The following is a 2,832-nucleotide window of genomic DNA, read 5'->3' as shown; positions in this document are numbered from 1 at the left end:
ACATATAGTGCAAAATTGTGCCGCTAGAGGTGGCCGCAAAGCACAAAAGAAACCCATACATGACAGCCTGATGCAGCCAGCGCCGCATGTCGCTGTAGCGGTCTTCGCGTTCAAAGTTACAGCCCTGACCTTGGCCGCCATTCAGGTTCTTCAAACTCGCTGCGGCGCGAAAGCCACCGATCACATTGCGCCAAGGCAGCCGTGCGCCACCCGTTTCCACCCAATATCGGCGCAGGCTTATCGCGACAGATGCTAAAGGCAGCACAAAGGCGGGCGCGAAAACCGCCACCATCGCGCCATGCGCCAGATAGGCATAAAACCCATCGCCAGAGGCAGGGCGGAGCATTTGCATCAGCACAATCGCAAAGGCAAAGGCCACAACCGCCGCCAAAGCCATCGCCACACCACTTTCATGAAAGCGGCGCGCCAGCGGTTGCGGCCACGCCAATCTTTCCCAGCTTTCCTGCCGCACCTCGGCCAAGGCGGCGGGAAAGTTTAGCGCGAATTCATGCGGTTCGGTATATTGACAGGAATAGTAACAGCCGCGGCAATTGTGGCACAGATTGGCGAGATGGCTGATATCACCATCAGCAAAGACCTTTTGGCGGGTCAGTGCCGGAAACACCGAACAAAACCCCTCGCAATAGCGACAGGCGTTGCAAATCTCGGTCTGGCGACGGGCCTCTTGAATGGCGTCAGTTGACATATTTTGCGGCCTCCGCGCCTGCGATGCGTCCAAAGACAGTTCCGATAGTCATGCCGAACCCCGCCAAATATCCTTGGCCAAGGATAGACCCCGCCATGATTTCCCCCGCAGCAAACACGTTTGCCAGCGGACCTTGTGCGGTCTGAACCTGCGCCCGCTCTGAAATTTTCAACCCCAGATAGGTGAAGGTTACACCAGGGCGCAACTGATAGCCGTAATAGGGCGGTTGATTGATGGGCCGCGCCCAGTTGGTCTTGGCGGGCGTCAGGCCGCTGGTCGCCACGCCGTCCAACTCGGTCGGGTGAAACTGGCCGGGCTGACAGGCGGCATTGAACGCCGCCACCGTTTCCGCTAGCTTGGCCCCATCCAGGCCCATTTGAGCGCCCAAATCCTCGACTGTATCCGCCTTGATCGGCGGAAAAACCGACGGCATGAACAGATCAATCGACTTGGAATCAATGATCGCATAGCCCACCTGATCGGGCTGCGCCGCCACCAACCGGCCCCAGATCGCATAGCGTTTGGGCCAGACATCCTCGCCCTCGTCATAGAAGCGCTTGGCATCGCGATTCACGACGATGGAAAACGGCACGCAATCCAGCCGCGTCACAATCCCACCGTCAAATTTCGGTGCCCGCCCGTCAATGGCAACGGCATGGCATTGGGTCGGGTCGCCCACGCTTTCGGCCCCTTGGTCGAGCATATCGCGCAGCACCACGCCGCGATTGTAGGGCGTGCCACGGATAATGAAATTTGCCGCCGCTGGTCCCCACGCTCGCGTCAGCCACTCCAGATCGGATTGGAAGCCACCCGAAGCCAACACAATCGCGCGACCCTGCACTTGCTGCGTCGTTCCGCCAATGCGCAAATCTACATGGGTAAAAACATCACCTTCGATATGCACATGCGTCACCTCGGCATCATAGATGACCGTCACACCCAAATCGGCGGCGGTGTTGTAATAGGCATTCACCAGTGCCTTGCCGCCGCCAAGGAAAAACGCGTTGGTCCGGCTAAGTGACAGGGTGCCCGACAAGGACGGCTGAAACCGCACACCATGCGCCTCCATCCATGGCAGACATTCCTCAGACTGACGAATAGCCATGCGGGCCATCGGCTCATCCGTCTTGCCCTTGGTTACCAGCATCAGATCGTCGAAATACTCATCCTCGCCGTAGCTGTCGGTCAGCACCGACAAAGGGCCTTGGTGCATGCAGCGGAAGTTGCGGGTGTGGCGACTGTTGCCGCCGCGATAGCTTTTGGGGGCAGATTCCAGGATCAGCACTTTCGCCCCAGACTCGGCGGCCGTGATAGCGGCACAAAGCGCCGCATTGCCGCCGCCAACAACAACAATATCCCACATTTGTTTCAGAACAACAGGCTTGTCATGCGGCATACCTAAATCCCCTCAATCGGGCGATCACGGCCCAGCAACGCGCGCAGACGAACGCGATGGGCGGCTTCAATATGGGCGCGCATTGCGGTCTCGGCACGCAGGCCATCGCGATCCCGCAATGCCGCCAGAATGATCTCATGCTCCCCCACGGCTTCGGTTGCGCGAACTGGTTCAACCAACGTGGTCGGACCAAGGATCAGTAGAGTTTTTTGCAGCGCGTTCACAGATTTAACCAAATAGCGGTTCTTGGCGGCATCAAGCATTGTCATGTGGAACTGACGGTTCAATTCATAAACGGTCGCCGCACCTTTTGCGCTTGCCATCTCGGCGTTCAGCGCGGTCAGCGCGTCCAGTTCCATATCCGACGCGGCGCGGGCGGCAAGACGGGCGGCCGTGCTTTCCAACACCGCGCGCATCTCATATAGCTCCATCACTTCGGCATAGTCCAACACGCGGATCGTGGCTCCTTGGCGCGGCACATGGGCAACAAGGCCGTCAGCCTCAAGCTGGCGCATGGCCTCACGCACTGGGGTACGGCTGATGCCGAGGCGTTCGGCCAATTCGGTTTCACGCAGCCGTGCACCGGGCAAAAGCACCCCAGCCCGAATGTCGGCCAAAATCTGGCGATAGGCCCCGCTTCCTTGTGGGCCGTCGTCTTCTAAGATTGGCACGATCTGGGTCATAAAAACTCCCGCTTGCACTATGCATCCAAATGTATACAAATGGATAC

At 58.6% G+C, this 2,832-nt stretch carries 3 protein-coding genes; all 3 read right to left on the bottom strand.

Features of this window, described 5'->3' with window-relative positions; all coding sequences use genetic code 11:
- Positions 1 to 706, bottom strand: a 706-nt coding sequence (locus tag L0H65_RS17675) for a 4Fe-4S ferredoxin (RefSeq protein WP_301460537.1), incomplete at its 3' end; no start/stop codon positions are given.
- A complete protein-coding gene (gene tcuA, locus L0H65_RS17670; protein WP_301460536.1) occupies positions 696 to 2,102 on the bottom strand; it encodes an FAD-dependent tricarballylate dehydrogenase TcuA in 1,407 nt (468 codons plus the stop codon). The genes L0H65_RS17675 and tcuA, both read right to left, overlap by 11 nt.
- Before the next feature lie 2 nt (positions 2,103 to 2,104).
- On the bottom strand, positions 2,105 to 2,785 hold the full coding sequence (locus L0H65_RS17665) for a GntR family transcriptional regulator (protein ID WP_301460535.1): 681 nt from the start codon (positions 2,783 to 2,785) through the stop codon (positions 2,105 to 2,107).
- Positions 2,786 to 2,832 lie beyond the last annotated feature (47 nt).

Source organism: Pseudorhodobacter sp. (assembly GCF_030452865.1).
In the GTDB taxonomy this organism is placed as follows: domain Bacteria; phylum Pseudomonadota; class Alphaproteobacteria; order Rhodobacterales; family Rhodobacteraceae; genus Pseudorhodobacter.
This window is presented reverse-complemented; position numbering and strand designations above follow the sequence as displayed.